Origin of the sequence: Nocardioides panaciterrulae (assembly GCF_013409645.1) — a bacterium.
Lineage (GTDB): Bacteria > Actinomycetota > Actinomycetes > Propionibacteriales > Nocardioidaceae > Nocardioides > Nocardioides panaciterrulae.
In genome coordinates this window covers 1,223,574-1,246,451 of sequence record NZ_JACCBG010000001.1, presented here as the reverse complement: position 1 = coordinate 1,246,451, position 22,878 = coordinate 1,223,574, and the positions used below count along the sequence as shown (strand labels likewise).

Sequence of the window (22,878 nt, the reverse complement as noted above, 5' to 3'; positions counted from 1 at the left end):
CTACTCGCCCGGGTGCACGAGCCCGCACTCGTAGGCGGTGACCACGGCGTGGACCCGGTCGCGGAGGTCCAGTTTTCGGGTCAGGTGCGCCAGGTGCGTCTTCACCGTGGCCTCGGAGAGGAACAGGGCGGCGCTGATCTCGGCGTTGGTCGCGCCGCGGGCCACTTGCTCGAGGACCTGGCGTTCGCGGTCGGTGAGACATCTCAGTCGTTCGGGGACGCCGTGGGGGGCCGGTCCGCGGCCGAACCGGTCCAGCAGCCGGCGCGTGAGCTCGGGGTGCAGCACCGCGTCGCCCGCGGCCACGGTCCGGATGGCGCCGACCAGCTGCTCCCGGCGGGAGTCCTTGAGCAGGAACCCGCTGGCGCCGGCGCGGATCGCTTCGTAGAGGTAGGCGTCCTCGTCGTACGTCGTCAGCATCAGCACGCGCGTGGCCGACCACGAGGCGACGATCTCCCGGGTCGCGGCCAGGCCGTCGAGCATCGGCATCCGCACGTCCATCAGCACGACGTGGGGGGCGAGTTCGGCGGCGACGCGTACGGCCTCGCGACCGTTGCTGGCCTCGCCGACGACCTCGATGCCGTCCTCCACGTCGAGGATCAGCCGCAGCCCGTCGCGTACGAGCGCTTGGTCGTCGGCGATCACAACCGTGGTCACGCCGGCTCCAGCGGCAGCATCGCGCACACCCGGAAACCGCCGAGCACGGTCGGTCCGGTCTCCACCCGGCCGCCGAACAGCGCCGCCCGCTCAGTCATGCCGACGAGTCCGTGCCCCGCACCCGACTGCGCTGGCTCCGGCAGGCCCGGGCCGTTCACCACCTCCAGCTCGACGGCCGACGGAGTACGCCGTACCGCGACCTCGGCGGCGGCGCCGCGGGCGTGCTTCATCGCGTTGGTCAACGCCTCCTGGGCGATCCTGAAGAGCACCATGCCCATGCCGTCCGGCAGCTCGCCGACGGCCTCGTCGACCTGGCAGGAGACCTGCAGGCCGGCGCCGCGCAGGGACTCGGCCAGGCGCGGGATGTCGCCGACCCCGGGCTGCGGGGTGAGCAGCGCGTCGTCCTCCTCGCGCAGTACGCCGAGCATCCGGCGCATCTCCGCGAGCGCCTCCCGGCCGCTGCTCTCGATGGCCTCCAGCGGCGCCCGCACCCGGGTGGGATCGCTGTCCAGCACCCCGTTGGCGGCCATCGCCTGCATCACCACGACGTTGACGTTGTGCGTGACGACGTCGTGCAGCTCGCGCGCGATCTTGGCGCGCTCCGAGGCGACCGCCTCCCGGCGCCTCGCCTCCGCCTCGGCCTCGGTCACCCGCGAGCGCCGGGCGCGGCGTACGGCGCCGACCGCGACACCGAGAAGCACGGTCGCGACCAGCACCAGCTGCCAGAACAGGTAGGCCATGACGGACAGCTGGCCGTCACTGGAGATGCCCGGGTCGTTGAGGTCGTGCACGGCCACCAGGCCCGTGGTCGCGAGCGTGCCGACGACCAGCTGGCGCCACGAGCCGTAGGCGCCCAGCGAGTAGAGCGCGACGTTGACGGGAACCACCGCGAGCAGGCCCTCGGCGCCGTGCCCGGTGAGGGCCGCGTGCAGCGCGAACGGTGCCGTCGCCCCCACCACGCAGGCCACCGGCCGAGTCCGTCGCCACAGCAGCGCCGCGGCGGGCACCAGCAGGAGCGGCACGGTCCAGGCCGGGCTCCCGGCGATGTCGGTCGTGGTGTCCCACCCGATCAACACCCGGTCGACCGTGAGCGCGGCGACCACCAGCGCCACCGCGCCGTCGAGCAGCAGCGGCCGGCCCTGCGGGAGACCCAACCGGGTGGTCACGTTGCTGATGCTAGGGCCGCACCCGCACCGCCGCCTCCACTTCGGGATGGACCGTCCTCATCCCCGGAGATGACGTGGGCCGGTCGACGGCCTGATGTGCGGGACCGGAGTCCGGCACACGCTGGCCACGACCATCCCCTCGGCCAACCAAGGAGTTCCCATGTCCCGTCGTACCGCGCTCGTCGGCAACCGGCTCGTGCTCGTCGGTGCCGTCCTCTATCTGCTCGAGTGGGTGGCCATCATCGGCGCCGGCGTCGGCGTACCCCTCGGGGCGACGGCCAGTGCCCACGACGTCCTCGCCGGGTATGCCGGCCACGCCGACGCCCTGGGCTGGGCGGCCGGCTGGTTCGCGGTCGTCGAGCTCGGCCGGGTGCTGCTCATGGTGGGGCTCCGATCCGCCCTCGCCGAGTCCGAGCGTCCGCACCGGCTGATGGACGTCGCCGTGGCCGCCATGGCGGTCAGCGTCGCCCTCGAAGTGGTGGTGTACGCCGTCTCGGCCGGCGCCTCCTGGAGCCTCGCGCACGGTGGCTCGCTCGCCACCACCCGGGCCCTGGACGCGGTCGCGTTCCAGACGAACCTGACCGTCTACGGACCCATTGGCGTCTCCCTGCTCTGTGCCGGCGTCGCCATGTGGTGCTCCGGTCTCTTCGCCCGCGCGCTGTCCGGGCTGGGCCTGGTCGCCGGCCTCCTCTTCACCGTGATGGGTCTCGCCCTGGAGGCGCCGCGGTTCGCCCAGGCCGTCCAGGCGATCAGCGCCGCGGCACTGATCATGTGGATCTGGATGGTGTGGACCGGCGTCGTGACCTGGCGCGCCCGGCCTCGGGTCGCCCGCCCCCGCGGCGCAGACGACACGTCGACGTACGACCTCACGACGGCCTAGGTTCGGCAACAAGGGTGACAGTGAAGCTTGTCCCGCGAGTCGATCGGTGACATAGCCGGGGTTCAGCAGGTCTCGGGAGGAGCCACCGGCGCCGGTCACGCCGATGGAGCACAGCAGCGCCACCGGGACCACTCGGCCGTCGAGCGCCTCCAGCAGCGCCAGGATGACACCGAACGAGCAGGGCGGGAGCCCAACGTCAGGTGCCACCCTGGCCAGGCCGGACCTCAGCCCTTCGTGATCAGCAACTGCACCGTGCGGGGCAGGTCGCCGAGCTTCTCCGTTCCGTCACCGGGAACGTAGATCACGTCTTCGTACCCCTGCCCCACGCGGAAGAGAGCCTGATGCGCTGAGATTCCACGGATGTGCCGCAGGGTGACCTGACCCTCATCGATCGGGTCACCGGCCCCGTCGTCGCAACTGACGGGCTGGCCCTTGAGCGCCGGCCCGACCAGAGGACGATGCAGGCGCTTCGACATGGTGAAAGCACCCCATCTGTCACCTCGCACCGTGAGCACATCCGCGCACTGCGCTGATGCCAGAGAAGCGCCGCTTCCGTCAGCGCCTGACGACTTGCCCTCCGAATGCGAGGCGCATCCAACTGTCAACAGCGAGACAAACGCCAGAACCACCATCTTGGTCATGCCCGAGTCCCATCCACGGTAGAGGTAGCGTCCAGTTCAGGCGCGACCAGTCGGCCCTCGTATTGCCAGCGAGCGAGACCGCCCGCGGACGTGCGTCGGACATCTGGGAGCGACGTCGCCAGGTCGTTGAGGCTGTCCAGGTCCACCCTCGGCAGTTTGGCACTCGACAACATCGAACATCCGCAGGTTCGATCATGTTCGTAAATGCTTTCAGGCCCGGAATCCGTAGATTCCGGGCCTGAACTTTGTAGCGGGGGCAGGATTTGAACCTGCGACCTCTGGACCTCCAGCGCGTGCTCGTCTCGCAACGGGCTTGTTTGACCACACTTGCCGGCGTGTGCTCTGACCTGCGCAGACGCGCACAAGCCAGCGGCCCGACCCTGCACCGTCTTGATGCTGTCTGCTCGTAATAGAGGGCTTGCGCTGGCGTTTTCGGTACATAAGCGCGGCATGACTCGAATCGCAAGTGGGTTCGGAGAGCCAGGCTCACTACCCGCGTCTATCCATCGCCACGATGCTGGGCAACCAGCTGCCCAAGGTCGAGCAGATGTTTCGCAACGCCCAAAGGCGCGAGCTCCTCACCCACGGTTCAAGCCAGCCCCCACACGAGGTAGAGAAGGCCCGCATCCAGCGTCAGTGCTCAAGCGACGAGTCCCCGGATCGCCCACGTGCGCGCCACGGGCGACCAGGCCAGAATGAGCCGCCCAGCGAAAGCGTCACCCCGGCACCCTCAGCGGGCGAGGGGAGAGCCGAGACTCCCAGGGCGCAGAGGCCGACGGCCCGTGGCCGTCGCGGCGACGTGCACGATCGACCGGGCCTCCTGCCCGTGTTCGTCCCCGTGGTGCACTGTGAAGACCAGCACCGTGTCAGGCGCCAACGGCACCGCGGCGAGCAGCGCGAGGCCGACCGAAACCGTCACGGGTGGCACTTCCCCGGGTGTGGCGGCTCCGGAGTAGGCATCCCTTGCCCGAGGAACATGAGGGGCACGTCAGAGCGCGGCTACGTCACCGACCACAATGATCGCCGGCGGCTGTACCTCTTCGTTGTCGATCGACTCCCCGAGTTGACTCAAGGTCGTGCGGATGACGCGTTCGCTCGCCATTGATCCGTCCACGACGATGGCCGCGGGCTGACCGGTGTGGCGTCCGCCATCGATGAGGGTCTGGGCGATCACAGCGGCGTTGTGGACGGCCATCATCAGAACGATCGTGCCTCTTGATGCGGCCAGGGCGTCCCAGTTGACGAGGCTGTCAGGGTGGCGGGGCGGTACGTGTCCTGAGACGACGGTGAAGTCGTGGACGACACCTCGGTGTGTGACGGGGATTCCCGCCAGCGCTGGTACGGAGATGGACGAGGAGAGGCCGGGGATGACACGGACCGGGACCCCGGCTTGTTGCAGGTGAAGCACCTCCTCGAACCCTCGTCCGAAGACGTGGCTGTCGCCTCCCTTGAGGCGGACGACCCTCTTTCCGGCTCGTGCCCGGTCGAGCAGGACGGCGTTGATGTCTTTTTGGGCGGTGAACCGGCTGCGCGGGAACTTGGCGACGTCGATGAGCTCCACATCTGGAGCGAGCCCCGCAAGCAACTCATGAGGCACCAGCCGATCGGTCACGACGACATCCGCGCCGAGCAGCGCCTTGAGGCCGGCGATCGTGATGAGGTCCGGGTCGCCTGGGCCGGCGCCGACGAGTGTGACTCCGGCGAAGGAGGCTGGGTCAAGGCAAAGGGCTTGGTCAGGCATGAGCGTCATTGTCCAAGCCAGGTGAGGTGGTCGCCGATGCGGGCCACGGCGCCGTTGGGGACGTCGACCCACGGTGCTTCGTGTGGCTTCATGCCTTGGAGGTACGCGACGGCGGACCGTATCGCGTCCCCGTGCGACACGAGGACGGATACGTAGCCGCGGTCGAGGTCGCTGAGCACAGCACCCATGCGGTCGTACACGTCCATGAGCGACTCGCCACCCGCGATCGGCTGCGTTGGGTCCGACCAGTCGAAGGCCTCCGCTGCGGCCCAGGTCTCCTCGTACGTTCGGCCCTCCAGGTCACCCAGATGTTGCTCGCGCAGGCGGGGGTCCGACTCCGGAGTCAGCTGCAGCCGGCGGCCGATGACCGCGGCGGTCTCCGCCGCGCGGGTCAGGTCGCTGCTGACGAGACGGTCAGCGGCCAGTCCCACGTCCTTGAGGTCTTCTGCGATCAGCTCTGCCGCTGCGGCCGACTGCGAGCGCCCGAGATCGGTCAGCGGCGGATGAGGGGTCTGTCCCTGGGTCAGGCGGCGGACGTTCCACTGCGACTGGCCGTGGCGGACGAGATAGACCGGGTGAGGCATGGGGGTGATTCTCCCGTAGGCTGCGGACTGCTCGTGGTGCAGGAACCCGGTGAGATTCCGGGGCGGTTCCGCCACTGTGACGTCGACAAGACGCAGCCAGACACTGGCCATGGGCTGATCCGACCGATTGACGGGGCGAGAACCCCGGAGGAGGAAAACGGCCCATGGCTGCGCCTACCCGCATCGCACTGTTGTCGACTTCCGACACGGACCTGCTGTCTGCTCGCGCCAGTGTCGCCGGCTATGTCTGGGGGAACCCTGCCCGCAGCACCGACGCCGAGCTCACGGCACTCGCCACCGGCGCGAACCTCGTCGTCGTGCGCCTGCTCGGATCGCCTCACGACCTGTGGCCCGGCCTCGCCGCCGTGCGCGAGGCCGGCACCCCGCTGGTGATCCTGGGCGGCGAGCAGCAGCCGAACGCCGAGCTGATGGAGCTCTCCACCGTGCCGATGGGGACGGCCGCCGAAGCACACCGCTACCTGGCCGAGGGCGGTCCGGCCAACCTCGCCCAATTGCACGCGTTCCTCTCCGACACCGTGCTGCTGACCGGCGAGGGGTTCGAGCCGCCCGTGGCGATCCCGGCGTGGGGGTACGCCGACCGGCCGTCCGGCCACGATGGCGACCTGCCTCGCGTGGGCGTGCTCTACTACCGCGCGCACGAGGCCAGCGGCAACAACGCGTTCGCGCACGCCCTCGCCGACGCGATCGACGCGACCGGCCGAGCGGTCGGCGTCCCGATCTTCGCCGGGTCGCTCCGCTCGGCGCCCGATGACCTCTACGAGGCGCTCGGGACGCTCGACGCCCTCGTCGTGACGGTGCTCGCGGCAGGCGGTAGCGCCCCGGCCACGGCCAGTGCCGGCGGCGACGACGAAGCGTGGGACGTGGAGCGGATGGCAGCCCTCGACATCCCGGTGCTACAGGGCTTGTGCCTGACCAACAGCCGCGACGAGTGGGAGGCCTCGGACGACGGGATCAGCCCGCTCGACTACGCCAGCCAGATCGCCATCCCCGAGTTCGACGGCCGGATCACGACCGCGCCGTTCTCGTTCAAGGAGATCGACGCCGAGGGTCTCCCGTCCTACGTCGCCGACCCCGAGCGCTGCGACCGCGTCGCCGGCATCGCGGTCGCACACGCCGTCCTGCGCCGGGTGCCCACCGGCGAGAAGCGGATCGCGCTGATGCTCAGCGCCTATCCCACGAAGCACGCGCGGATCGGCAACGCGGTCGGCCTCGACACGCCGGTCTCGGCCATCCGGCTGCTGCGCCGCCTGCGTGAGGACGGCTACGACCTCGGCACCGACAACCCGGTGCTGCCGCTCCTCGACCTGCCCGACGACACCGAGGCCGGCGACGCGCTGATCCATGCCCTCATCGCCGCCGGTGGGCAGGACGAGGAGTGGCTCACCAACGCACACCTCACCGACGCGCACGTGCGCATCGGCAAGGCGGCGTACGACGCCTGGTCGGCCGACCTTCCGGTGTCTCTGCGTGACGCCATGGTCGAGGCGTGGGGCGAGTCACCGGGCGGCCTGTTCGTGAACGATGACGGCGAGATCGTTCTCGCCACCCTGCAGGCCGGCAACGTCGTGATCCTGATCCAGCCTCCGCGCGGCTTCGGCGAGAACCCGGTCGCGATCTACCACGACCCCGACCTTGCGCCCAGCCACCACTACCTCGCGGCCTACCGCTGGCTCGGGGCGGATGTCCAGGCCGGGGGCTTCGGGGCACACGCGGTGGTGCACCTGGGCAAGCACGGCTCGATGGAGTGGCTGCCCGGCAAGAACGCCGCACTGTCCGCCGCCTGCGGCCCCGACGCCGCCATCGCGAACCTGCCGCTGATCTACCCGTTCCTGGTCAACGACCCCGGCGAGGGGGCGCAGGCCAAGCGACGCGCGCACGCCACGATCGTCGACCACCTCGTGCCGCCCATGGCGCGCGCGGAGTCCTACGGCGACATCGCACGACTCGAGGGCCTGCTCGAGGAGTACGACAAGATCTCAGCGATGGACCCCGCCAAGCTGGCGGCCATCCGGGGTGAGATTTGGCAGCTCATGCACGCCGCCCAACTGCACCGTGACCTCGGCCTGGAGGAACGCCCCGACGACGAGGAGTTCGACGACTTCCTGCTCCACGTCGACGGTTGGCTGTGCGAGATCAAGGACGCCCAGATCCGCGACGGCCTCCACGTCCTGGGCGCGGCGCCGACCGGCGAGGCCCGGGTCAACCTGGTGCTCTCCATCCTGCGCGCCGCGCAGGTGTGGGGCGGCGTCGACAACGCGGTCCCCGGCCTGCGGGCCGCGCTCGGCCTCAAGGATGGCGCCGATCTCCGGGCCGTCGACGAGACGGAGGCGCGGGCCCGGACGCTGGTCGAGGCAATGGAGGCGGCTGACTGGGACCCGACGGTCGCGACCACGCTGCATGACGCGCCGGAGGTCCAGCAGGTGCTGAGGTTCGCGGCCGAGCAGGTCGTCCCCCGCCTGGCCGGGACAACCGGCGAGCTCGACGCGGTCCTCCACGCGCTCGCTGGCGGGTTCGTGCCGGCCGGGCCCTCCGGCTCTCCCCTGCGTGGCCTGGTGAACGTGCTGCCGACGGGCCGCAACTTCTACACCGTCGACCCGCGGGCCGTCCCCAGCAGGCTGGCCTGGCAGACCGGCCAGGCGATGGCCGACTCACTGGTGCAGAAGTACCTCGACGAGACCGGCACCTATCCCACGTCGGTCGGACTGTCGGTGTGGGGCACCAGCGCCATGCGGACCTCCGGGGACGACGTCGCCGAGGTGCTGGCGCTGCTCGGGGTGCGTCCGGAGTGGGACGCCGAGTCCCGTCGGGTCCGCGAGCTGGTCGTCGTCCCGCTCGAGGAGCTCGGCCGCCCGCGCATCGACGTCACCGTCCGGATCTCGGGCTTCTTCCGCGACGCGTTCCCCCACGTCGTGGCGATGCTCGACGACTCGGTGCGGATGGTGGCCGAACTCGACGAGCCGGCCGAGGCGAACTACGTGCGCGCCCACTTCGCCACCGACCTGGCCGAGCACGGCGACGCCCGCCGCGCGAGGACCCGCATCTTCGGGTCCAAGCCCGGGTCGTACGGCGCCGGCATCCTGCAGGTCATCGAGTCCGGCACCTGGCGCGACGACAACGACCTCGCCGAGGTCTACACCGCCTGGGGCGGCTTCGCCTACGGCCGCGACCTCGACGGTGCCCCGGCCGCCGACGACATGCGCGCCAACTACCGCCGCATCAAGGTCGCCGCCAAGAACGTCGACTCCGCCGAGCACGACATCGCGGACTCCGACGACTACTTCCAGTACCACGGCGGCATGGTCGCCACGGTCCGCGCGCTGACCGGTGCCGATCCGAAGGCGTACGTCGGCGACTCCACCTCGCCGGACGCGATCCGCACCCGCACCCTGTCGGAGGAGACCGCCCGCGTCTTCCGGGCTCGGGTGGTCAACCCGCGCTGGATCGCCGCCATGCAGCGGCACGGCTACAAGGGCGCCTTCGAGCTGGCCGCCACCGTCGACTACCTCTTCGGCTTCGACGCCACCGCCGGGGTGGTACACGACTGGATGTACGACAAGCTCGCTCAGGAGTACGTCCTCAACGAGCGGAACCAGGAGTTCCTGCGCAAGTCGAACCCGTGGGCACTGCGCGGCATTGTCGAGCGACTTCACGAGGCCGCCGAGCGCGGACTGTGGGCCGAGCCCGACGCCGACACCCTGGCCGCGATGCAGCAGGTCTACCTCGAGGTCGAGGGTGACCTCGAAGACCGCGAGTGAACGCCCGGTGAGGGTCCGCGTTCTCGGCGTCGGCATGGGGCCGCAGCACATCACCCCGGAGGTGGCCGACGCGCTCCGGTCGTGTGACTACGTCCTCGCCGCCGAGAAGCGCGAGGACGACGGCCTGCTCTCGGTCCGCCGAGCCATTGCGGCCGAGCATCGTCTCGAGGTGGTCGCGGTCCCCGATCCCGAGCGGGATCGGACGGATCGGGCCGACTACGCCACGGCGGTGCAGGACTGGCACGAGGCTCGGGTGGCGGCCTACGAGCGGGTCCTGCGCGAGCGGGGTGGCACGGCGGCGTTCCTCGTGTGGGGCGATCCCTCGCTGTACGACTCGACGATCCGGGTCGTGGACCGGCTGGCCGAGCGGATGCCGGTCGAGTACGACGTGCTGCCGGGCATCAGCGCACCGCAGCTGTTGGCCGCCCGCCATCGGATCGTGCTGCACCCTGTCGGGCAGCCCGTCCACATCACCACCGGCCGCCGGCTCCGCGAGGACCTTGCCGCCGGCCAGACCAACCTGTGCGTCATGCTGACCGGCACCCTCGACCTGGCCGGCCTCGACGACTGCTCGATCTGGTGGGGTGCCAACCTCGGCACCGACTCTGAGGAGCTCGTCGCGGGGCGGGTCGCCGACGTGCTGCCGTCGCTCGAAGCGGCGCGCGAGCGTGCGAAGACAGCGGCCGGCTGGGTGATGGACGTCTATCTGCTGCGGGCTCGGGAGGCGCAGCCGTGAGCGGTCTCCTGGTCGCCGGGACGACGTCCGACGCGGGCAAGTCGGTCGTTACCACCGGCCTGTGCCGAGCCTTCGCGCGGCGCGGCGTGAAGGTGGCGCCGTACAAGGCCCAGAACATGTCGAACAACTCGATGGTCTGCTCCGCCGGCGACGGCACGACCGCCGAGATCGGCCGGGCACAATGGGTCCAGGCACTGGCTGCCCGCGTTGCCCCGGAACCGGCGATGAACCCGGTGCTGCTCAAGCCCGGCAGCGACAGGCGCAGCCACGTCGTGCTCATGGGCCACCCCGCGGGCGAGGTCTCGTCGGCGGACTGGGAGACCGGCCGACGTCACCTGGCCACGGCCGCACACACCGCGTACGACGACCTGGCGGCGCGTTTCGACGTGGTCGTGGCCGAGGGAGCAGGGAGCCCGGCGGAGATCAACCTGCGCGCCGGCGACTACGTCAACATGGGGCTGGCCCGGCACGCATCGCTGCCGACGGTGGTTGTGGGCGACATCGACCGGGGCGGCGTCTTCGCGGCGATGTACGGCACGGTCGCGCTCCTGAACCCGAAGGACCAGCGACTGGTGGCGGGCTTCGTGGTCAACAAGTTCCGTGGCGAACTGGCGCTCCTCTCCCCCGGCCTGGGCTCCATGGAGCGGCTGACGGGCCGTCGGGTGTTTGGCGTGCTGCCGTGGGATCCGAGCCTGTGGCTGGACTCCGAGGACGCTCTCGACCTCGAGGGTCGTCGCTCGCGCGGTGAGGCCGCCTTCCGGATCGCGGTCGTGCGGTTGCCGCGGATCAGCAACTTCACCGATGTCGACGCGCTCGGGTTGGAGCCCGACCTCGACGTCGTCTTCGTCTCCAATCCCCGCGACGTCGCCGATGCCGATCTGCTCGTGGTGCCGGGGACCCGCTCGACGATCAGCGACCTGGCCTGGCTGCGCGCACGGGGCCTGGACGCCGCGATCCTCGACCACGCCCGCCGAGGTCGCCCGGTGCTCGGCATCTGCGGCGGTTTCCAGATGCTCGGTCGCACCATCAGCGACCCTTCCGGTGTCGAGGGCGTGCCGGGTGCCGAGGTCGAGGGGCTGGGGCTGCTCGACGTCCGCACCGACTTCGCCGCCGAGAAGGTGCTGCGATTGCCCGCCGGCGCCGCCCTGGGCGCACCTGCCTCGGGCTACGAGATCCACCACGGCCGGGTCACCCGCGGCGGTGGCGAGGAGTTCCTCGGCGGAGCCCGTGCGGGCAAGGTCTTCGGCACGATGTGGCACGGCAGCCTCGAGGGCGACGCGCTGCGGGGTGCGCTGTTGTCCGAGCTGTTGGGCCGAGAGCCGTCCGCGGTGAGCTTCGGTGCCGCCCGCGACGCCCGGCTCGACCGGCTGGGCGACTTGGTCGAGGAGCACCTCGACGTCGACGCACTGCTGACACTCGCCCGCGACGGCACACCCGCCGGCCTGCCCGTCCTACCCCCAGGAGGTTCCCCGTGAGGCTGCTGCTCCTGGGAGGCACCAGCGAGGCCCGCGACCTCGCCGCCCGGCTCGTCGACGATCGCGACAGCGGCATCGAGGTGACCAGTTCCCTGGCCGGCCGGGTTGCCGAGCCGCGTCTGCCGGTCGGGAGGGTGCGCATCGGCGGCTTCGGCGGGGTCGAGGGTCTGCGGGCCGCGCTTGCCGAGTACGACGCCGTGGTCGATGCGACGCATCCCTTCGCCCTCGGCATGAGCGCCAACGCCGTAGCCGCCTGTCGCCTCGAAGACGTCCCCCTGCTGCGGCTCGAGCGGCCCGGTTGGGAGCCAGACCCGAGGTGGCACTACGTCGACGACCACGAACGGGCGAGCACGCTGGCTGCCTCTCTCGGTGCGCGGCCGTTCCTCACAGTCGGCCGCCAGGAGCTGGCTCGCTTCGTCCCCGCGCTGTCCGGCCACGCCGTGCTCGCCCGGGTCGTCGACCGTCCCGCCCTCGACCTGCCCGAGGCGTGGTCGCTGCTGACCAGCCGTGGCCCCTACACCCTCGATGGCGAGCTCGCCCTGATGCGGCAGCACGCCATCGACGTCCTCGTCACCAAGGACTCAGGCGGCAGCTACACGTGGCCCAAGATTCAGGCCGCAGCCGAGCTCGACGTCGCCGTGGTCGTCGTACGGCGTCCCGCGTGCCCGGTCGGGGTGCCGATCGTGCACGACGTGGACGATGCCGTCGCCTGGGTCAGGGAGCAGTCGTGAGAGTGCTCGTCACCGGCGGAGTCCGCTCCGGCAAGTCCTGTCACGCGGAGTCGCTCCTGACCGGACCGGTCACCTACCTCGCCCCAGGGCCGGTCCAGGACGACGCCGACTGGGCCGCGCGGATCGCCGTCCATCGGGCGCGGCGGCCTGTCGACTGGACGACTGTCGAGTCCCACGACCTCGTCGGAGTGCTCGCGCGCACGGACGGGCACGTCATGGTCGATTGCCTGGGCACGTGGCTCACGGCGGTGCTCGACGAGCGTGGCCTCTGGGGTGCGCCGGCGGACGAGATCACCGACGTGATCGGACACGTGGCGCAGGAGACAGCGGACGTCCTCGCTGTTCGCGACCAGGGAGAGGACACCGTTCTCGTCACCAACGAGGTCGGCCTGGGCGTCGTCCCCGAGCACCGGTCCGGTCGGCTCTTCCGGGACCTGCTCGGACTGGTCAACCAGCGCATCGCGGCGGCCTGCGACGAGGTGCACCTGGTGATCGCAGGCAGGGTGATCCGGCTATGACCCAGCCAGGCACCGCGCTGCTTCTCGTTGGCATGTCCGTCTCCGATGTCGACCGTCGCGACGAGCTGCTCGCGGCGGCCGACCGCCACCATGCGGGCGTCGCCTTCTTGCAGATGGGCGACCCATCGCTCTCGCGCGAGCTCACCCGGCTCGCGGACGCCGGCGCCACCACGATCAGCCTCGCCGGCATCAGCCTCGGCCCGCTCGCCCCTGGGCAGTCATGGCTACGGAGGATCGCCTCCCACTGGTGGCGCGAGCGCGCCGGGCACCGGCCGGTGATCGAGGTTGCGACCCGGCTGGCCTCTACGATCGAGGAGATCGAGGTCGCGCTGTTCGACCTGAAGCCGATCTCCGGCGCCGAGCCGGGCCTGACCTCGACCGCCTGGGAGGACGTGACCCGCCACCGGCGCCAGGTGCTCATCTGCCGCGGCCCGCGGTGCACGGCCCGCGGATCCGACGAGACGGCCCGCGCGCTGATCCTCGGACTGATGGAGGCCGGGCTCGGCGACCATGACGTGCTGGTCACCCACACTGGTTGTCAGTTCCCCTGCAACCAGGCCCCGGTCGTCAGCGTGCAGCCCGACGACGTCTGGTACGGCGGCGTCGATCCCGGCGCGGCCCGCCGGATCGTGTCCGACCACCTGCTGGCCGACACTCCCGTGGAAAGCCGCCGGCTCCCGCGCTGAGCGCAGGAGCCGACAGGTTGGTTCGCGGGGCGGGCCGTCAGAGGCTCGCGGCGAGCGCGCGCCGCTGCGCCCGCGCCGTGTGCGCGGCGTAGAGCCGACCGACCAGTCCGGTGAGCACCACGCCGATCACGCCCCACATCGTGGCCAGCGTGAACAGTGACGCCCGGCGGAAGAACCAGAGCGTGTCGGCCGGGAAGTCGCCGACCTCGTTGACGGTGGCGAAGAGCTGGCCGGCGACGGCCATGACGGCCAGGTAGCCGGCTGCACCGGCGACGACGCCACCGTAGGTGCCGAGGCGGTTGCGCAGCCGCAGCGCGACGTACGTCGCGGCGACGGCCGTCAGGACCGAGACGGCCACGAAGCCGAAGTAGAGCGCAGTCCTGTCGCCGATGGTGTCACCACTTCCGACCGCCGGCGGGTTCGCCGGATACTTCAGGAACGGCACCAGGGCGAAGGCGACGAAGCCGAGCAGAGTGATCAGGGCGGTGGACTGGCCGGGCTGGAGCCGGCCCATGCGGCCGATGGTGCCGGCCGCGACGAGGGCGACGATGCCGCCGAGCGCGAGTCCGACGGCGAGGCTGCCGGTGAGCAGGCCCCAGGTCCGCTGGTTGTCCCGGGAGACTTCGGTATCCTCGCCCTCGTCACCGTGAGAGTGGCTGTGCGTGTGGCTGTGGCCTCCGGAGGCCTCGTCGCCATGGTCGTGGGACGCGTCGGTCGGCGCCTCCTCGGCGGCGGTGCCTGACTCCTCGAGGGCGATGGCAGTCTCGACGTGGGGCTCCCCCACCGAGTACGCGACGAAGAAGGTGGCGATGCCGGCAACCAGGCCGGCGATCAGACCACGGATGAGAAATGCACGTGCGGTCATGCTGGTTTCCGTTCAGGAAGCAGCGCGGCGCCGACGCCGGCGCCGCGCGCGAGAAGTGTCGTCAACAGCCCCGCCGCGCTTGTTCGGGGTCGCTATCGCGCCGAAGAGCGCTCAGAGCTCGGCCGGGATCCCGGGCTCAGGCCTGGATCCGGGCCGGAATCAGGCTCAGTGGCAGGGGTAGCCGAGGAGGTGGCGTCCGTCGTGGACCCACTCGTGGATGGCCGTGCCGGACAGGAGGGAGACGGCACCCTGGTCGGTGCTGACGAAGAAGAGCACCAGCGTTCCGAGGAGACCGAAGAACAGCGCCCATGACGCCAGCTGGCCGAACGGGATGGTGGGAACGGAAGGTGCGCCGGCGACCGGCGCCGCAGAGACCTGCGACATGTGTCCTCCTCAGGGATACGTGCGTCCCTGTTCGATGGGATGGATGACGGACACTCGGGTCTGACTCCACCGCCCGGAGGCGATGTCACAGTAGCGCGACTGTGCCGGATTCTCACCGGCTTCCTCGTGCCCGTTAGCCGGATGCTATCGCACTCCGGCCCGCTGTGCGCCGAGCCACGAGCAACGCGCCGGATGCCGACACGACCGCACCGATGATGCCAACCCTGCGTGCGAGTCGGGCGGCCCGACCGATGTCCTCGGGTCGTACGGCGCGCCCGTCGCCCATGACGGAACGGTGCTCGAGCCGGCTGCCGTAGTAGCGGTTCGTGCCGCCCAGCCGGATGCCGAGAGCGCCGGCGAAAGTGGCCTCGACGACTCCGGCGTTGGGGCTGGGATGGGCGGCGGCGTCACGGCGCCATGCCTTGGCGGCGGACCGCGCCGTTCCTGGCGAGGCAAGGAGCGTGGCGGCACCGGCGATCCGCGAGCCGGGCAGGTTGACCAGATCGTCGAAGCGGGCGGCGGCCCAGCCGAACCGCTCATAGCGGTCGTTGTGGTGGCCGACCATCGCGTCGAGGGTGTTGGCCGCCCGGTAGCCGAGCAGCCCGGGCATCCCGGCCACGGCTCCGCACAGCAGCGGTGCAACGACGGCGTCCGAGGTGTTCTCCGCGACGGACTCCACGACCGCGCGCGCGACCTCCGACTCCTCCAGCGCCGAGGTGTCGCGGCCCACCAGATGGGTGAGGCGTTCACGGGCGGCCGGGAGGTCGCCTGCTCTCAGGAGCGCGTCGACCGCGAGTGCCTCGCGCTCCAGCGAGCGCCCACCGAGCACCGTCCAGGCCACCACCGCGGTGGCCACCGCCTGGGCGACGGGGTTCCGCGCCGCTGCCCGCTCCGCTACGACTCCCACCACGATCGCCGCCCCGACGAGTGCCGCCGTGTGTGCCGCACCCCGCGGCCGCGAGTCGGCGTACAGCCGACGCTCCAGCGCCGCGGCCGCGTTGCCGAAGCCGGCAACGGGATGGAGATGCTGCGGGTCTCCGAGCACGCGGTCCGCGGCGAACCCGAGCAGAAGACCGACGGCTCGGGCGCTCACGAGAGGGCCACCAGCAGGGCGGCGAGCGCCAGCTCGATCGCGGCGCCGAAGACGTCGCCGGTGACGCCGCCGAGCCGCCGCACCGCTCGCGCGACGAAGACGGCGACCACGGCGAGTGCCATCGCGCTGGCCAGCGCTCCGCGCCACCAGGTGAGTCCGGACCAAGCGCCGGCGAGCGAGAGAACGGCGGCGCACGTCAGCCACATGAGCACGACGACCGGCCGGGCCACGGTGCCGGTGTAGGTGTCGCCGAGTCCCCCGGGTCGTGCGGACGGCACGCCCCGGGCGCAGCAGGTGGCGAGCGCGGCGCGGGAGACGCAGAGCGCGCAGCCGGCGAGGACGGCGGCGCGCACAGGGTGCGGTGAGGCCAATACTGCGACCAGGCCTGTGGCCTGCAGGCCGAGGACCAGGACCACCGCCACGACGCCGGCCGGACCCGACGTGCCGCTCTTCATCACCGCCAATGACCGCTCACGGTCGTAGGAGGCCGCCACGCCGTCGACGGTGTCGGAGAGCCCGTCGAGGTGGAAGGCGCGGTTGCCGAGGATGGTTGCGCCCAGCGCCAGCAGAGCCGCCACGGGGATCGGCACGTCGAGGCCATGCCCGGCCAGGGCCACCAGAGTCACCGCCACCGCGAGCGGCAGGACTGCCAGCGGTGCGAGCACCATGGCCATGCCGGCCCGGCGTCGGTCGACGAGGGCCGGTGGGGCGACGGGGATAGCGGTGAGTGTGCCGAGGGCCAGCCGCCACGCGTCGAGCAGCATCACGCCCGTAGCTCGGACAGCAACGCCACCTCGCGGAGCACGGCGGAGGCGCTGCGGACCACCGGAACGGCCGCGACAGCACCTGCCCCCTCCCCCAGCCGCATGCCGAGGTCGAGCAGCGGTTCTCGGCCCATCTTGGCGAGCGCGAGGGACTGGGCAGGCTCGGTGGAGCGGTGCCCGGCGGCGTACCAGGCGGCGGCGCCGGGCTCGATCCGGTCGGCGGTGAGGGCACAGGCCACGCTCATGAGTCCGTCGAGCAGCACCGGTACGCCGTCCTGGGCTGCGGCAAGGAGGTAGCCGGTGGTGGCGGCCAAGTCTGCGCTTCCCAAGGCTGTCAGTGTCTCGACCGGGTCGCCGGCCCGGGTGCCGGCACGCTGGAGGGCGATGTCGATCACCTCGGTCTTGTGCGCAAGCGCGACATCGTCGATCCCCGTGCCGCGCCCGACCACCTCGGCTGCGGGAAGCCCGAGGCCGGCGGCGACCAGGGACGCGGCGGGCGTGGTGTTGCCGATGCCCATGTCTCCGCCGAGGAGCAGCTGAGCACCGGCCCGGATCTCCTCTCGCGCGATCGCCGCCCCTGCGTCGAGGGCCTGCCGGGTCTGCTCCGGCGTGAGCGCGTCCTCGAGATGAATGGCGCCGCTGGACCGACGGACTTTGTGGACGGTCAGCGCCGCGCGAGTCGCCTCGTCGAGATCGGCGAAGTCGTCGTCGACACCGAGGTCTAGCACGCGGACCGCGACGCCGTGGGTGGCTGCCAAGGCATTCACAGCCGCCTTGCCGGCTAGGAAGGTGCGGACCATCGCACCGGTGATCGCGGGCGGGAACGCGGAGACACCGTGCGAGGCGACGCCATGGTCGCCGGCAAAGATGACCAGCCGGACGTCATTCACCGGCTTCGGAGGTACATGGCCCTGGCAGGACGCGAGCCAGATGCCCAGCTCGCCGAGGCGGCCGAGGGCACCGGGCGGGGTGGCCAGCGCGGCCAAGCGCTTGGCCGCATGATCGCGGGCGATGTCGGACGGGGCGGAGACGTAGGGCATGGCGGACCTCACAAGGTGGGCTGGAGAAGGCGGACCGCGTCGAGCGCGGTGAAGAACTGGTTCGTCATCCCCGGTGGACGCACGGCGATGCGGACCCAAGTGGAGTCGAGCCCCGGGAACGTGTCGGCCCGGCGTACAGCGACGCCGCGCTCCCTCAGCGCCGCATGAGCGCCCCGTCCCAGCCGCGCCAGGACGAAGGGCGCCGCCGATGGCGCGTAGTCAATCCCGCGTCCGCGAAGACCGCCTTCGAGGAAGTCGCGCCAACGCGCCAGCGTGGCCGCACGCTCGCGGACCTCGGGGGTCGCTGTCCGGCTGGTGCACGCGATCGTTGCGGCAATGGCCGGTGCCGAGACCGACCAGGGCGTTTGCCGGTCGGCCAACCAGCGGACATGGGCGCGGTCGCCGACGACGTAGCCGGCACGGATGCCCGGGATGGACCAGTGCTTGGTGAGACTCCGGACGACCACCAAGTCCCTGAGTCGCTCGCGGGCCAGGGAGCCGGTCTCGCCGGGCACCGCGTCCATGAACGCCTCGTCGACCACGACGAGACGGCCGCGTCGGCGCAGTCGGCGGAGCGTGTCTTCCAGGTGCAGGACACCGGTCGGATTGGTGGGATTGCCGATGACGACGAGGTCGGCGTCATCAGGGATCGCGTCGGGGTCGAGCGCGAAGCCATTCTCCGGTCGGCACAGGACCGTCGTCACGGTGTGTCCGGCCTGCTCCAGCGCCGCATGCGGCTCGGTGAACTGGGGGTGTACGACGACGGGGCGCCGCCATGGGCGCAGCTGGGCGATCAACGTGAACGCCTCCGCGGCGCCGGCGGTCGGAAGGACCTCCTCGAGCTCTCGGCCGTGCCGCTGGGCGATCGCGGCGCGGGCCGGCTCGGCGTCGGGGTACGCCGCCGCCGCGGTGAGGCTCTCGCGCAGGGCGCGCTCCAACCAGGCCGGCCGGCCGCCGTCGTAGACGTTGACGGCGAAGTCCAAGAGCCCCTCCCCCGTCTCGACGTCGCCGTGATGGCGCAAAGGGTCGGCCACACGGTCACGGGGTCGCGTGACGGGCACCGCAGGCGGAGCGGGCGAGACCACGTGCATCGGCGCGGCGTAGACGGCGTCGGCGAACCGCTGGGCGAGCTGAGGGTGGCCGGCCCAATGGACGTGGAGGTACGACGCGTGGAGGTTCCCGCTGGCATAGCCGACTGGTTCGTGGTCGATCGCCCAGGCCGCGCTCTCGCCGGCCGCCGGGGAGGTACGGGTGCGGTGGAACTCATGGCCGGTGACCTCCTCCCCTGCCTTGGTGAGGAGCGAATCGGTCGCGGCGACCGAAGCCGGGTAACGCAGCACGAGCCGCCCTGCCATCGCAGCCGTGGCCGGGAGGATGCCCGCCATGGGTGCGCCGTCGAGCGACTCGGCCAGGTAGAGCAACCCGGCGCACTCGGCGACCGTCGGGATCCCGGCTGCCACGGCGCTACGCAGATCGTCCAGCAGACCACGGTTGGCGGCGAGCTCGGCGGCGTACACCTCGGGGAACCCGCCGCCGAGGTAGATGCCCTGCGTGCCAGCCGGAAGGGCCGGATCGACGAGCGGATCGAAGGTGACGACCTCGCAGCCGGCAGCGGTCAGGAGCTCTTCGGTCTCCGCGTAGCGGAACGTGAAGGCGCGCCCGCCGGCCATCGCGACGACTGGCCGGTGGTCGCTGGCGCCGACCGACATCACCTCTCGTGCGGGGCTCCACGACTCGGCGTCCAGATGCGGCGCCGAGCGGGCGACCTCGAGGATCGCGTCGAGGTCCAGGTGGCGGGCCACCTGCTCCCCGAGCTGTTCGATCATCCGGATGGAACCGTCCCGTTCGGCGGCGGGGACGAGCCCCAGGTGGCGTGAGGGTGTGGAGAGCCGGACGTCGCGCGGCATCACGCCAAGGACCGGCAGGCCCGTTTGCTCGAGCGAGCCGATGATCTCGGCGGTGTTGCGGTCCGATCCCGCCTGGTTGAGGACGACACCGGCCACCCGGACTCCGGCGTCGAACGTCGCCATGCCGAGGGCGATCGCCCCCGCGGAGCGGGACAGCTTGGCGACGTCGATCACGAGCACTACTGGCGTCCGGGTGAGGGTGGCGACGTGCGCGGTGGAGGCGAATCCGTCGGTGCCCAGTCGTCCGTCGTACAGGCCCATGACGCCCTCGATCACCGCGATGTCCGCGCCGGACGCACCGTGCAGCAACATCGGGACGAGCCGCTCCTCGCCCACGAGGTGCGGGTCGAGGTTGCGGCCGGGGCGGCCGGTCGCCAAGGCGTGGTAGCCGGGGTCGATGTAGTCCGGACCGACCTTGTGGCCGCTCACCTCGTGGCCGGCGATCCGCAGTGCCGCCATCAGGCCGGTGGCGATCGTGGTCTTCCCCTGTCCGGTCGACGGTGCTGCAACGACGAGCCGGGGCAGGGCTACCACTCGATGCCCCTCTGGCCCTTCTGGCCGACGTCCATCGGATGCTTGACCTTGCTCATCTCCGTGACTAGGTCGGCAGCCTCGACGAGTAGGGGATCGGCATTGCGGCCCGTGATGATCACGTGCTGGAAGCCCGGGCGGTTGGTCAGCGTCTCTACGACGTCCTGGACGTCCACCCAGCCCCACTTCATCGGGTAGGTGAACTCGTCGAGGATCAGCAGGTCGTGGCTCTCGTCGGCCAGGCGGCGCTTGATCTCCTGCCATCCCTGCAGAGCCGCGGTCTCGTGGTCTTCGGCGTCACCCTGCTTTCGGGTCCACGACCAGCCGGAACCCATCTTGTGCCACTCGACCGGGCCGCCCTCGCCCGTCTCCTCGTGCAGCCGGCCCAGTCGCTCCAGAACGGTCTGCTCGCCGATGCGCCATTTGGCCGACTTCACGAACTGGAAGACACCGATCTTCCAGCCCTGGTTCCACCCGCGGAGCGCGAGCCCGAAGGCGGCGGTGGACTTCCCCTTGCCGTCGCCGGTGTGCACCACCAGCAGTGGTCGGTTGCGACGCTGCTTCGTCGTCAGGCCGTCGTCGGGGACGACGGCGGGCTTGCCCTGGGGCATCAGGCCGCTCCCTTCTGCGTGCGGGATCGGACCGTGCCGGCCAGCGCCTCAGCACTGACCTCGGCCACGGGGAGGTGTTCGGCACGCAGCAGCTCGGCGAGTCGCAGTGCGAGGCCAAGACGCAGGGGGCCGCTCTCGCCGTCGATGACGACCGTCGTCACGCCGAGCCCGGCGACGTACTCCGCAGCCTGCTGTGACCGCGCGACAGCGTCTTTTCCGCCCGTCGCGCGACCGTCCGTGACCAGGACCAGGAGTGGTCGCAGTCGTGGATCGCGCATTCGCTCGCGGGTCAGCACGCGAGCGGCTTCGAGCAGCCCTTCGGCCAGCGGCGTACGTCCCCCTGCCGGAACTTCGTCGAGCCGCGCTGCAGCGATGTCGACGGAGCGTGTGGGCGGCAGCGCGACCGTCGCCTCGGCGCCTCGGAAGGTGACCAGGCCGACCTTGTCACGGCGGCGGTAGGCGTCGAGCAGCAGCGAGAGGATCGCGGTCTTCACCTGGGACATCCGCTTACGCGCGGCCATAGAGCCGGAGGCGTCAACGCAGAAGAGCACAAGATTGGCCTCCCGACCCTCCCGCACGGCGACCCGGAGGTCCTCGTTGCGCAGCTCCACGCGTCCGGTCGTGCGGCCGCGCGAGGACTGCTTGCCAGCGGCCGCCAGCAGGGTCTCCACCAGGTGGAGCGAGCCGGTGGGCCCGTCCGGCAGCCGGGCGCCGACGCGGCGACCGGTGCTCGCGAGGGCTCGGCTGCGTCGTCCGGCCGCGCCCTCGCCGAGCCCGTGCACCTTCAGCAGTCGCGGTCGGTACGGCGCGGTGGCACGAACCGTCGAACCGGCCTCGGTGCCTGCGGGAGGCGTCATCGGCTGCTCGACGTCAGACTCGGCCGGAGTCTCCGCCAGAGTGTCGTCGGTCGGCGCCTGATCACTGTCGCCCTCACCGGCCTCGTCCCGCGGTCCGGCAGCCTGCGCCTGATCTGGTGTGTCGTCCTCGGGTGGGCTCTGCGGCTCATCGGGGGCCGGACCCTCCGGCGGCTCGGGCGGTAGCTCGTCGTCGCCGCCCAGGACCTGGTCGAGTAGGTCATCGTCGAGACCGGGAGCATCGAAGGGGTTGCGGCGGCGCCGGTGCGGCAGCGCCAGCAGCGCGGCGCGTCGGATATCGGCGCGGGTGACCTCGTCGCGACCCTCCCAGGCGGCGTGGGCGACCGCGGTGCGGGCGGTGACGATGTCGGCGCGAAGCCCGTCGACCTCGAACGTGGCACAGACTTCGGCGATCTTCATGAGCGCAGACTCGGTGAGCCGCACCTTGGCAAGACGCTCGCGGGCGGTCTCGACTCGCTCGGTCAGGGCGCGGTCCGCGTCGCGGTAGCGCGCGGTGAACGCGACCGGATCGGCGTCGTAGGCCATCCGGCGCCGCACGACCTCGGCGCGTAGCGCCGGCTCCCGGGGGGCGGCAACCTCGACGGTGAGCCCGAAGCGGTCCAGCAGCTGTGGACGCAGTTCCCCCTCCTCGGGGTTCATCGTGCCGATCAGCACGAACCGGGCCGCGTGCTCGACCGAGACGCCGTCGCGCTCGACGGTGACCTGACCCATCGCCGCGGCATCGAGGAGCAGGTCGACGAGGTGGTCGTGCAGCAGGTTGACCTCGTCGACGTAGAGGATGCCGCGGTGTGCTCTCGCGAGCAGTCCGGGCTCGTACTCCACCTTGCCGTGTGACAGCGCCCGCTCGAGGTGTAGGGAGCCGAGGACTCGGTCCTCGGTCGCGCCAACGGGTAGTTCGACGAGCCGCACCGGACGGACGATGGTCTCCGTCTCGGTGCCGAACGGGCCGTCGGGCGACGTGGCTGCCGGGTCGGCAGGGTCCACGGAGAACCTGTCGCCCGCGTACACATCGATGGGCGGCAGCACGGCGGCCAGCGCCCGCACCGTCGTCGACTTCGCGGTGCCCTTCTCGCCCCGCACGAGCACGCCACCGATCTCCGGCGAGATCGTCGTGAGGACGAGCGCGAGGCCCATGTCGTCCAGGGCGTCGGTCTCGCAACCGAGGACGGCTGAAAATGGGTAGTGCTGTGGCATGTGAGGCTCCCGCTCTGTTCGCCAGC

General features: G+C 71.2%; 20 protein-coding genes and 2 riboswitches. Of the genes, 7 read left to right on the top strand and 13 right to left on the bottom strand.

The genetic code is table 11. The annotated features are described in order from the left end of the window. On the bottom strand, nt 1-654 hold the full coding sequence (locus BJZ21_RS05840; RefSeq protein ID WP_179662886.1) for a response regulator: 654 nt from the start codon (nt 652-654) through the stop codon (nt 1-3). After that, entirely contained in the window at nt 651-1,820 is a 1,170-nt protein-coding gene (locus tag BJZ21_RS21670; protein WP_179662885.1) for a histidine kinase, read from the bottom strand. Before BJZ21_RS21670 ends, BJZ21_RS05840 begins: the two co-directional genes overlap by 4 nt. Before the next feature lie 160 nt (nt 1,821-1,980). Here BJZ21_RS21670 and BJZ21_RS05830 point away from each other — a divergent pair, with 160 nt between their 5' ends. Further along, entirely contained in the window at nt 1,981-2,700 is a 720-nt protein-coding gene (locus tag BJZ21_RS05830; RefSeq protein ID WP_179662884.1) for a hypothetical protein, read from the top strand. A gap of 224 nt (nt 2,701-2,924) precedes the next feature. Here the strand turns inward: BJZ21_RS05830 and BJZ21_RS05825 are convergent, their stop codons facing one another. The 3 genes from BJZ21_RS05825 to BJZ21_RS05815 form a co-directional block, all read right to left on the bottom strand. Next, nucleotides 2,925-3,341, bottom strand: coding sequence for a hypothetical protein (locus tag BJZ21_RS05825; protein ID WP_179662883.1), 417 nt, complete (start codon nt 3,339-3,341; stop codon nt 2,925-2,927). Between the two features lie 988 nt (nt 3,342-4,329). After that, nucleotides 4,330-5,082 (bottom strand): uroporphyrinogen-III C-methyltransferase, encoded by a 753-nt coding sequence (gene cobA / locus BJZ21_RS05820; RefSeq protein WP_246298457.1) that lies wholly within the window; start codon nt 5,080-5,082, stop codon nt 4,330-4,332. Nucleotides 5,083-5,087: 5 nt separating this feature from the next. Beyond that, nucleotides 5,088-5,666, bottom strand: coding sequence for a histidine phosphatase family protein (locus BJZ21_RS05815; protein WP_179662881.1), 579 nt, complete (start codon nt 5,664-5,666; stop codon nt 5,088-5,090). A gap of 17 nt (nt 5,667-5,683) precedes the next feature. Beyond that, nucleotides 5,684-5,792, top strand: a riboswitch (cobalamin riboswitch). Between the two features lie 38 nt (nt 5,793-5,830). Between BJZ21_RS05815 and cobN the strand changes: the two genes are divergently transcribed. From cobN to BJZ21_RS05785, 6 genes are read left to right on the top strand one after another with little or no spacing between them, the layout of a single operon-like run. Further along, a complete protein-coding gene (cobN, locus tag BJZ21_RS05810; protein WP_179662880.1) occupies nt 5,831-9,442 on the top strand; it encodes a cobaltochelatase subunit CobN in 3,612 nt (1,203 codons plus the stop codon). A gap of 7 nt (nt 9,443-9,449) precedes the next feature. Beyond that, nucleotides 9,450-10,178, top strand: a complete 729-nt coding sequence (gene cobF / locus BJZ21_RS05805) for a precorrin-6A synthase (deacetylating) (protein ID WP_179662879.1) — start codon at nt 9,450-9,452, stop codon at nt 10,176-10,178. After that, nucleotides 10,175-11,653, top strand: coding sequence for a cobyric acid synthase (locus BJZ21_RS05800; RefSeq protein ID WP_179662878.1), 1,479 nt, complete (start codon nt 10,175-10,177; stop codon nt 11,651-11,653). The genes cobF and BJZ21_RS05800 overlap by 4 nt, the downstream gene beginning before the upstream one ends. Further along, on the top strand, nt 11,650-12,384 hold the full coding sequence (locus BJZ21_RS05795; RefSeq protein WP_179662877.1) for a cobalt-precorrin-6A reductase: 735 nt from the start codon (nt 11,650-11,652) through the stop codon (nt 12,382-12,384). The genes BJZ21_RS05800 and BJZ21_RS05795 overlap by 4 nt, the downstream gene beginning before the upstream one ends. Continuing rightward, entirely contained in the window at nt 12,381-12,902 is a 522-nt protein-coding gene (locus BJZ21_RS05790) for a bifunctional adenosylcobinamide kinase/adenosylcobinamide-phosphate guanylyltransferase (RefSeq protein WP_179662876.1), read from the top strand. The genes BJZ21_RS05795 and BJZ21_RS05790 overlap by 4 nt, the downstream gene beginning before the upstream one ends. A gap of 32 nt (nt 12,903-12,934) precedes the next feature. After that, nucleotides 12,935-13,588, top strand: coding sequence for a (2Fe-2S) ferredoxin domain-containing protein (locus BJZ21_RS05785; protein ID WP_246298456.1), 654 nt, complete (start codon nt 12,935-12,937; stop codon nt 13,586-13,588). Nucleotides 13,589-13,625: 37 nt separating this feature from the next. On the opposite strand, the gene BJZ21_RS05780 is transcribed toward BJZ21_RS05785, so the two are convergent. The 8 genes from BJZ21_RS05780 to BJZ21_RS05750 all read right to left on the bottom strand — a co-directional run bounded on the left by BJZ21_RS05780 (nt 13,626) and on the right by BJZ21_RS05750 (nt 22,852). Continuing rightward, nucleotides 13,626-14,453: a CbtA family protein gene (locus tag BJZ21_RS05780; RefSeq protein ID WP_179662874.1), complete on the bottom strand. Its 828-nt coding sequence runs from the start codon at nt 14,451-14,453 to the stop codon at nt 13,626-13,628. A gap of 165 nt (nt 14,454-14,618) precedes the next feature. Continuing rightward, complete coding sequence (locus BJZ21_RS05775; RefSeq protein WP_179662872.1) at nt 14,619-14,837, bottom strand: CbtB domain-containing protein; 219 nt, start codon at nt 14,835-14,837, stop codon at nt 14,619-14,621. Nucleotide 14,838: 1 nt separating this feature from the next. Beyond that, nucleotides 14,839-14,988: riboswitch (adenosylcobalamin (AdoCbl) riboswitch) on the bottom strand. Beyond that, nucleotides 14,971-15,930, bottom strand: a complete 960-nt coding sequence (locus BJZ21_RS05770) for a cobalamin biosynthesis protein (RefSeq protein WP_179662870.1) — start codon at nt 15,928-15,930, stop codon at nt 14,971-14,973. Its footprint overlaps the riboswitch before it by 18 nt. Further along, nucleotides 15,927-16,694: an adenosylcobinamide-GDP ribazoletransferase gene (locus BJZ21_RS05765; protein WP_179665533.1), complete on the bottom strand. Its 768-nt coding sequence runs from the start codon at nt 16,692-16,694 to the stop codon at nt 15,927-15,929. Before BJZ21_RS05765 ends, BJZ21_RS05770 begins: the two co-directional genes overlap by 4 nt. Beyond that, nucleotides 16,694-17,734 carry a nicotinate-nucleotide--dimethylbenzimidazole phosphoribosyltransferase gene (cobT, locus tag BJZ21_RS05760; protein WP_179662869.1) on the bottom strand — a complete coding sequence of 347 codons (1,041 nt, stop codon included), beginning with the start codon at nt 17,732-17,734 and terminating at the stop codon, nt 16,694-16,696. The genes BJZ21_RS05765 and cobT overlap by 1 nt, the downstream gene beginning before the upstream one ends. 8 nt (nt 17,735-17,742) lie before the next feature. Next, nucleotides 17,743-20,175: a bifunctional hydrogenobyrinic acid a,c-diamide synthase/histidinol phosphate aminotransferase CobBC gene (gene cobBC, locus BJZ21_RS05755; RefSeq protein WP_343051977.1), complete on the bottom strand. Its 2,433-nt coding sequence runs from the start codon at nt 20,173-20,175 to the stop codon at nt 17,743-17,745. Next, complete coding sequence (gene cobO / locus BJZ21_RS20820; RefSeq protein ID WP_246298455.1) at nt 20,169-20,783, bottom strand: cob(I)yrinic acid a,c-diamide adenosyltransferase; 615 nt, start codon at nt 20,781-20,783, stop codon at nt 20,169-20,171. The genes cobBC and cobO overlap by 7 nt, the downstream gene beginning before the upstream one ends. After that, entirely contained in the window at nt 20,783-22,852 is a 2,070-nt protein-coding gene (locus BJZ21_RS05750; protein WP_179662866.1) for a VWA domain-containing protein, read from the bottom strand. The genes cobO and BJZ21_RS05750 overlap by 1 nt, the downstream gene beginning before the upstream one ends. Nucleotides 22,853-22,878 lie beyond the last annotated feature (26 nt).

What these genes read in the sequence shown, in the direction of transcription:
- BJZ21_RS05830 (WP_179662884.1), top strand. Translation starts at nt 1,981, where the DNA reads ATGTCCCGTCGTACCGCGCTCGTCGGCAACCGGCTCGTGCTCGTCGGT.
- BJZ21_RS05825 (WP_179662883.1), bottom strand. Translation starts at nt 3,341, where the DNA reads ATGACCAAGATGGTGGTTCTGGCGTTTGTCTCGCTGTTGACAGTTGGA.
- cobA (WP_246298457.1), bottom strand. Translation starts at nt 5,082, where the DNA reads ATGCCTGACCAAGCCCTTTGCCTTGACCCAGCCTCCTTCGCCGGAGTC.
- BJZ21_RS05815 (WP_179662881.1), bottom strand. Translation starts at nt 5,666, where the DNA reads ATGCCTCACCCGGTCTATCTCGTCCGCCACGGCCAGTCGCAGTGGAAC.
- cobN (WP_179662880.1), top strand. Translation starts at nt 5,831, where the DNA reads ATGGCTGCGCCTACCCGCATCGCACTGTTGTCGACTTCCGACACGGAC.
- BJZ21_RS05785 (WP_246298456.1), top strand. Translation starts at nt 12,935, where the DNA reads ATGTCCGTCTCCGATGTCGACCGTCGCGACGAGCTGCTCGCGGCGGCC.
- BJZ21_RS05780 (WP_179662874.1), bottom strand. Translation starts at nt 14,453, where the DNA reads ATGACCGCACGTGCATTTCTCATCCGTGGTCTGATCGCCGGCCTGGTT.
- BJZ21_RS05775 (WP_179662872.1), bottom strand. Translation starts at nt 14,837, where the DNA reads ATGTCGCAGGTCTCTGCGGCGCCGGTCGCCGGCGCACCTTCCGTTCCC.
- BJZ21_RS05765 (WP_179665533.1), bottom strand. Translation starts at nt 16,694, where the DNA reads ATGCTGCTCGACGCGTGGCGGCTGGCCCTCGGCACACTCACCGCTATC.
- cobT (WP_179662869.1), bottom strand. Translation starts at nt 17,734, where the DNA reads ATGCCCTACGTCTCCGCCCCGTCCGACATCGCCCGCGATCATGCGGCC.
- cobO (WP_246298455.1), bottom strand. Translation starts at nt 20,783, where the DNA reads ATGCCCCAGGGCAAGCCCGCCGTCGTCCCCGACGACGGCCTGACGACG.
- BJZ21_RS05750 (WP_179662866.1), bottom strand. Translation starts at nt 22,852, where the DNA reads ATGCCACAGCACTACCCATTTTCAGCCGTCCTCGGTTGCGAGACCGAC.